Annotated in this window: 9 protein-coding genes; 2 read left to right on the top strand and 7 right to left on the bottom strand. The window is 61.8% G+C overall.

The features are described 5' to 3' along the window. Positions 1–155 precede the first annotated feature (155 nt). The 7 genes from WBV42_RS00420 to WBV42_RS00450 are packed head-to-tail and all read right to left on the bottom strand — an operon-like array spanning position 156 to position 5,192. Positions 156–1,037 (bottom strand): class I SAM-dependent methyltransferase, encoded by an 882-nt coding sequence (locus tag WBV42_RS00420; protein ID WP_423984295.1) that lies wholly within the window; start codon positions 1,035–1,037, stop codon positions 156–158. Beyond that, on the bottom strand, positions 1,034–2,146 hold the full coding sequence (locus tag WBV42_RS00425; protein ID WP_423984296.1) for a glycosyltransferase family 4 protein: 1,113 nt from the start codon (positions 2,144–2,146) through the stop codon (positions 1,034–1,036). Before WBV42_RS00425 ends, WBV42_RS00420 begins: the two co-directional genes overlap by 4 nt. Next, positions 2,119–2,496, bottom strand: coding sequence for a 6-pyruvoyl trahydropterin synthase family protein (locus WBV42_RS00430; RefSeq protein WP_423984297.1), 378 nt, complete (start codon positions 2,494–2,496; stop codon positions 2,119–2,121). The genes WBV42_RS00425 and WBV42_RS00430 overlap by 28 nt, the downstream gene beginning before the upstream one ends. A gap of 19 nt (positions 2,497–2,515) precedes the next feature. After that, entirely contained in the window at positions 2,516–3,547 is a 1,032-nt protein-coding gene (locus tag WBV42_RS00435) for a zinc-binding dehydrogenase (protein ID WP_423984298.1), read from the bottom strand. 37 nt (positions 3,548–3,584) lie between these two features. Next, the gene (locus WBV42_RS00440) at positions 3,585–4,181 is read right to left on the bottom strand and encodes a hypothetical protein (protein ID WP_423984299.1); all 597 of its coding nucleotides are present in this window, start codon (positions 4,179–4,181) and stop codon (positions 3,585–3,587) included. Positions 4,182–4,213: 32 nt separating this feature from the next. Next, positions 4,214–4,657, bottom strand: a complete 444-nt coding sequence (locus WBV42_RS00445) for a sensor histidine kinase (RefSeq protein WP_423984300.1) — start codon at positions 4,655–4,657, stop codon at positions 4,214–4,216. Between the two features lie 19 nt (positions 4,658–4,676). Then, the gene (locus tag WBV42_RS00450; RefSeq protein WP_423984301.1) at positions 4,677–5,192 is read right to left on the bottom strand and encodes a response regulator; all 516 of its coding nucleotides are present in this window, start codon (positions 5,190–5,192) and stop codon (positions 4,677–4,679) included. Between the two features lie 138 nt (positions 5,193–5,330). Here WBV42_RS00450 and WBV42_RS00455 point away from each other — a divergent pair, with 138 nt between their 5' ends. Beyond that, positions 5,331–5,954: a phosphoribosyltransferase gene (locus WBV42_RS00455; RefSeq protein WP_423984302.1), complete on the top strand. Its 624-nt coding sequence runs from the start codon at positions 5,331–5,333 to the stop codon at positions 5,952–5,954. Between the two features lie 365 nt (positions 5,955–6,319). Further along, on the top strand, positions 6,320–6,901 hold a 582-nt coding region (locus WBV42_RS00460; RefSeq protein ID WP_423984303.1), incomplete at its 3' end, for a transcription initiation factor IIB.

The following is a 6,901-nucleotide window of genomic DNA, read 5'->3' on the forward strand; positions in this document are numbered from 1 at the left end:
CCACTATGAATATCTACTAAATTAATACTAATTCTGATGGATTGCACTAATTTAGAGGAAGAATGATACAAATGGATCATCCTGTCCTCATCAGATTACTCATAATGTCGTTAGGTCTGCGGATATAATAATATATTTTCATACTATCCCGAGGCTTATTCCCGCTTCCCCAGCACATCAAGTTGATGGGCAACGTAGACGAGGTCTCCGCGCTCGATTTGTCGCCGTCGCGTCCGCCGCCACTCCGCGAATGCACCCCTATCGGGATCGCATTCGTCGAGAACGCTGCCGATAGTTTCGAGGATGTATCGCAGGAATCGAGCTTCGTTACCAGGATACGAACCGTTTTGGGGAAACACTACCCAGTCAGAACCTCCCGCTGCGAGCACCCTCGTTGTCGTCCCGCTTTCTCCCCTGTCACGTACATCCGTTTCTCGCGCTCGCAGGGCGGCGAGCAATCGCCGTCCTGCGTCGCTCGACCCGTGACTGTCGCCCATGTGTTCGTGATACAGTCGTTCGACCCGCGAATCGAGTGGATGGGGTGGGTCGAAGGTCGTTCCCCCATCGAAGGTAATGGGGAAGTAGCAGATGCCGCCCGGTTCGAGCGCGGAGAGGAGGGAGGGAAGCGCCGATTCGAGGTCGAACAGGTCGAGGACGGCGTGACCGACGAGCGCATCCCAGCGCTCGTCGGTTCTTGCCGCAAATCCGATTGCGTCGGCGACTTCGAACGAGACGGTCAACCGGCGCTCGCCGTCGTCTATCCGGAGGCCGTCGCCGTGCGATTCGAACCCGTTCGCGAGCAGTCGTTTTCTAGCTGCTGCGATGTTTTCCGGGTCGATATCGAGGGCGGTGTACCGAGTACGACGGGGGAGACGCTCCCACGAGTGAAGTCGTTCCACCATCGTCCCGATTCCGGCCCCGATTTCGAGGATTCGAGCGGATTCGGGAAGTTCGGCGCTGAACTGGTGGAGAATCCGCCGGTTCAGCGCGCGGTCGTCCACGGTTCGCTTAGCGTCGAGATACGTTTGAAAGTTCATGCGATGGTCGTCTCCGATTCGATAACGCCGGCGAGCAGTCGCTCCACCGTTTCCGCTGTTTTCGCCCACGTCGGCCACGATTCGTACCGCTCCCGCGCCGCATCGCTCATCTCGCGGAGGGCGGTGCGGTCGTCCCGGAGCGTTCTCACGGCATCGGCAATCGCATCCGCGTCACCGGGTGGGAGCAGAAACCCGGTTTTACCGTGTGAGACGATTTCGCGTGCGCCGCCCGCCGTCGTGGCGACGGCGGGCAGACCGAATGCCATTCCCTCCAGATAAACGAGACCGAACCCTTCGTATAGCGACGGAACCACGAGCGCGTGGCTTTGAGCGAGGCGGTCGGTGACCGCCTCGCCCGTAAGTCGCCCTGTGAACGTAACGCGTTCGTGAAGTCCGAGACGGTCCCGTAGCCGGCGGACTCGCGCCGCGTATCTCTCGTCCGTCGGTGCGCCGATGATGGTCAATTCCCAGTCGCCCGAAACGGCAGCGAGTCCGGACAGGAGGACGTGAAGTCCTTTCCGTTCGATGAGATTTCCGAGAAACACGAGGCGGAGCGGCCCATCGAACCTGCATAGATTCGACTGATTCGCGGCTTCGGCCGCGAATTGGTCGTCGGCAGATGTGAGAAATCGATTTCCGGCGGGGTAGCCGACCGCCGTCGGCAGTCGGCACAGCGACTCGACCGATTTTTGGGTGGTTTCGCTGTTGCAGAGTGCCGCGTCGAGACTTCGAAAGTACGCACGTTCGACGGCACGGTAAAACGAGTTCTTCCAACTCGCTCGCGGTTCGCTGGAGCGGAGATGGTGAACGACGGAAACGACGGGTGTCCCGAGCGTCCGATTCGCCCGAACCAGCGACGGATGGCAGAGGTGGTCTTCAAGGACCGCATCGAATCCCGCAAGCCGCGACCGGAGGTCGGTCGTGGCGTTGTGCAACAGCGATTTCCCGTAACGCTCCCACGGAAGGCCGACGATTCGCACCTCGTGCCCGCGCTCGCGGAGTACTTCGACCAGTTTTCTGTCGTAGCGAAAGCCGCCGGATCGTTCGGACAACGAGCCGTAGACGACGAACGCGAGCCGCATCACACCGGCCGTTCGAAAGCGGCCCACGCGTCCTCCTCCTCGCGCAGTCTGACCGCCGCGTCGGTCACCTCGGGGGCGTCGATTCCAGCGAGAACGCGGGCGTGGAACTCCCGCGCGAAATGTTCGACGCTGGGATTTTTCCCCTCGAATTCCGGCAGGTCGTTCAGGGTTTCGTCGCGGTAGCGGGCGACAGTTTCGTCCAGCGACGACCGAACCGCGTCGATGTCCACGAGATAGCCGAACTCGTTCAACGACTCGCCGCGCAACCGGAGTTCGACGCCGTACCGATGTGAGTGTAGTTCGCCTTCCGGGCCGGGGTTCGGCACGGTCAGGAAATGCTGTGCAACGAACGTCCGCGAAACGCACACTTTGTACATGGTTGGTGGATGAAACCCTTCAATCGTAGGTCAGCAGGACCGCCAGCGCCTCTTCGGGGTGCTCGTCCAGCAATCGGTACCCCTCGTCGGCGTCCTCCACTGGGAACCGGTGAGTGACGAGACAGCCAACGTCGAGGTCGGCGAGGCGTCGCCACGCGACGGCGAGGCGACGCTCGGTGCTCCAGCGACCCCGCAGTTCGGGGGCGAGGGTGCTCACCTGTGTGCTCGAAACGTCGATTCGGCTTCGGTGGAACGATCCCCCCAAATACAGGTCGGCGCGTTTCTCGCCGTACCACGACCCGACGAGCACTCGCCCGTCGAAGCCCGTCACCGAGATGGCGTCGTTCAGCGCGTCGGGGTCGCCCGAGAGTTCGAAAGTCACGTCCGCGCCGTCGGGGGTGTTCGGCCGCGAGAGAACGGATTCGACGGTTTCGACAGCGTCCTCGACCGTCGCATCGAGACAGCGGTTCGCTCCCATCTCCCGTGCCAATTCACGCCGACTCGGATAGCAATCGAGTGTCACGAGATCGGCGAGCGGAGTGGTGGAGAGCAGTCCGGTCGTCAGTAGACCGATGAGGCCTTGGCCGAACACGACGGCCTGTTCCCCGATTCGGGGTGCGCCGTCGAGGACGAGGTTGACGGCCGTTTCGACGTTCGGCAGGAAGACGGCCTCTTCCGGCGAACAGCCGTCCGGAATCCGAAGCAAGTCGTCCGGCGATGCGAGGAAATGGCTTGCATGGGGCTGGAACGCGAACACGGATTCCCCGAGGAGGTCGTCGGACACCTCCCTGCCGACTGCGACGACGGTTCCCGCCGTCGCATAGCCATAGTTGAGCGGAAAATCGAGCGTGCCCGGGAGCGCGTCGATGTTCGCATCGGCCGCCATGTCGGTTGGCGCGTCACCTCGGTAGACGAGCAGTTCCGTGCCGGGACTGATAGCCGACACCGTGGTTCGAACGAGTGTCTCCCTCGGACCCGGTTCGGAAACCCCCTCCGTGCGAACGTCGAGTTCGCGCGGCCCCGTGAAATACACTACCTGTGTGGATGGCACACCAGCCATTCGACGGATTCGAAGAAATTCCTTTCGGCTACCATGTTCGACGGCCGACCGATCGGCGGGTGACGGCACAAACCCTCTGTCGAAGTGGAGAAAGGACGGGAGGGGAACACCGCGCGAGATAGACCTGAACAGGGTCGTACGTGTCCGTTTCGAGCAGTTCGAGCGCCCGTGCAGTCGCCCGGTGGTTCCCGTCCGCGACGCGCGGCGGCCGACAGTTTTGGCGGTCCACGAGCACGAGCGGTTCGTCCGACGGGTTCCGACGGAATCGCAGGATTCGGTCGATATCGACGCCCGTCTCCGCCGTCAACTGGGCCGGGTCGCCGTTCAGGATTCGCCGTGCTCCGCCGAGAATCGTCCCGTCCGGGGAGAGGGCTTTCCACAGCATATCGTCCGGCCCATCGACGACCAGAAGGTTCTCGAACGACCCCCGAGAGAGCGTTAGACGATACCACGAGATCGGTTTCTCCCGCCAAATAAACGACGCCACGCCCGGTTTCACGCGAAGGAGCTGGTCGAGCAGTTCGCGCTCCGTGAGCGAATCGGGAGCGACTGACGGTGTATTCCCCTTTCTGTCTTCGAGTTCGAGCCATTTTTCGAGGACGGTTCGCTGTGATACCCGCGTCATTCGTTCGCCAGTTCGACGCCCACGAACTCGAATCATGCGCCCCCGTCGTCCGCCGCCACGAGCGAAACCTCCCACCCGTGCGCTTCGGCAATCTGTCGGACGATGGTCAGCCCGAGGCCGGTTCCGGCTTTGGCGGTGGAGTAGTCCGACTCGAACACCGTTTTGCGCGCCGCTTCTGGGATTCCCGGTCCATCATCCTCGGCGAAGAACCCGGCAGCAGCGTCATCCGTCGCTGCCTGCCGGCGAAGACCGCCGTCCTCTACGACGCCGGTGAGTTCGCCGACACGGATCACCACGTCGGGCTGCCCGTGGTCGATAGCGTTGCGGAACAGGTTTTCGAGCAACTGCTGGAGCCGACTCTCGTCGGTGTCGATGGTCGAATCCCACGTGGAATCGAGCGTTGCAGGACCGGTTTCGACCGAGGTCCACGCGTTCGTCGTGACGGTCTCTCCCGAGATGAGCCTCGTCTCTTTCACCGTCCCTGTCGCGCCAACGTCAACTCTCGCCTTTGACGATGTTGGCCATCCGTTCGTGCGCGCGTTCGACACGAGTGAGATGTTCCCTCTTCCCGGTCGAGCGGTACATATCGAGATAGCGCTCCTCGCTCTCCTGAAGCGCACGCTCGGTCCGCGCCGAGTGAACCACACTTTCGATTCGATTGGCGAGGATGGCGTATCCGTCGGTCGATATCTCCTTCTGCAGGTAGTCGGTGACGCCCGCCGAAATCGCCCGGCTCGCGATCGTTTCGCTCCCCCTCCCTGTAAAGAGGATGAACAGGTGGTCTGGAAACTCCTCGCGGACCGATTCGAGCAGGGAAAGCCCGGTCGTGTCGGCCATCTCGTACTCCGAGACGGCACAGTCGATCTCGCCCTCGCAGAGAATCGAAAGCGCGTCATCGTCGGACGACGCGGTTCGAAGTCGGAGCCGGTTCGATTCCCCTTCGAGGGACGTCGCCGCGAGGTCGAGCACGTCGGGGTCGTCGTCCACGTGAAGAACGACGATAGATGCCATCTCGCCCATGTCTCAGTTTCGTTCGATAACTGGCGTATAGTACCATAATAATTATATTTACTGAGATAAATTTCGACGCCGGTTCGGAGCGGCACACAGGTTTATCCGCGTCAATCGCTTCCGTTCGAGCGAGGAATCATGTTCGACGACAGAACGGATGCGGGGACGAAACTCGGCTCCCTCGTCGCACGTGAAGGGGTGTACGCGGACGTCGTGCTCGCCATTCCACGCGGCGGGCTCCCGATCGGCCGACCGGTTGCGGACGCGCTCGACGTCCCGCTCGACGTCGTAGTGGCGAAGAAGCTGGGGGCTCCCGGAAACCCGGAACTGGCGATCGGGGCCGTCGGGGCGGACGGGAGCGTCTGGTTGAACGACGACCTCATCGAGCAGATCGGCGTCGGCGAGACGTACCTCGAAGCCGAACGGGAGCGCAAGAGCGAGGCGGCCCGCGAGAAGGAGCGTCAGTATCGAGGGGAGGGGCAAATTCCGGCGGTCGAAGGGAAACGCGTCCTCGTCGTGGACGACGGCGTGGCGACGGGCGCGACGACCATCGCGTGTCTCAGGCAGGTGAAAAAGGCGGGGGCGAGTTACGTCGCCCTCGCCGTACCGGTCGGCTCGCCGAGTTCCATCGAGGGGTTGCGCGGCGAGGCCGACGACGTGTTCTGTCTGGAGACACCGTTCCAGTTCGGCGCGGTCGGACAGTTCTACCGGGTGTTCGAGCAGGTGCCGGATGAAGTGGCGAAGACGTATTTGGAGGGATGAATCAAGGGGTCCTCACCACCGTCTCCGGCCGGGTTCACCGACACTCGTTACCCGAAGTGCCAACCAGGATACCGACTCGATCACTCCCCCGTACTGTTGCCATATCTACGACACAACCCCATCCAAAATCGCATGATGCCGACCGACAATCTTTTGTTACTTTCGATTCAGAAATAGACAATAATGAAAGACTGAAACTGCGATTAACGCTCGGTATGGGCGTCATTAACGATGAATATGGATGAGTGATTACCGTACCATATTCCGAAATTCTTAAGTACGTTTCGTCCTAACTCGTGGTTAGGAACTAAGCTTCCGGGATTCTTTGGGTTTTCCCTACCGGGAGCCTCCGCCAACGCACCACCATGACTACAACCAAAATCCAACGCTACAGCGAGTCCGGTGTATCGACCCACGAACGGGAACACGAGGACGAGCAAGAACACGAGCACGAGGAGGGAACCTGCCCCGAGTGTGGCGGGAACGTCGTCACCGACGAAGGCCACGGCGAAACCGTCTGTGCCGAGTGTGGCCTCGTCGTCGAGGAGGATTCCGTCGACCGCGGTCCGGAATGGCGAGCCTTCGACGCCAAGGAGAAGGACCAGAAGTCCCGTGTCGGCGCGCCGACGACGAAGATGATGCACGACAAGGGGCTCTCGACCAACATGGGTTGGCAGAACAAGGACGCCTACGGTAACACCCTCGGCGCACGCCAGCGCGAGAAGATGCAGCGGCTCCGAACGTGGAACGAGCGGTTCCGCACCCGCGACAGCAAGGAGCGTAACCTCAAGCAGGCGCTCGGCGAAATCGACCGCATGGCGAGCGCGCTCGGTCTCCCGAAGAACGTTCGGGAGACCGCGAGCGTCATCTACCGCCGTGCGCTCGACGACGACCTCCTACCGGGCCGTTCCATCGAAGGCGTCGCGACCTCCGCGGTGTACGCGGCG

This window comes from Haladaptatus sp. (assembly GCF_049589095.1).
Lineage (GTDB): Archaea > Halobacteriota > Halobacteria > Halobacteriales > Haladaptataceae > Haladaptatus.

Coding starts and splice junctions, on each gene's coding strand:
- WBV42_RS00420 (WP_423984295.1), bottom strand. CDS start 1,037: ATGAACTTTCAAACGTATCTCGACGCTAAGCGAACCGTGGACGACCGC.
- WBV42_RS00430 (WP_423984297.1), bottom strand. CDS start 2,496: ATGTACAAAGTGTGCGTTTCGCGGACGTTCGTTGCACAGCATTTCCTG.
- WBV42_RS00440 (WP_423984299.1), bottom strand. CDS start 4,181: ATGACGCGGGTATCACAGCGAACCGTCCTCGAAAAATGGCTCGAACTC.
- WBV42_RS00450 (WP_423984301.1), bottom strand. CDS start 5,192: ATGGCATCTATCGTCGTTCTTCACGTGGACGACGACCCCGACGTGCTC.
- WBV42_RS00455 (WP_423984302.1), top strand. CDS start 5,331: ATGTTCGACGACAGAACGGATGCGGGGACGAAACTCGGCTCCCTCGTC.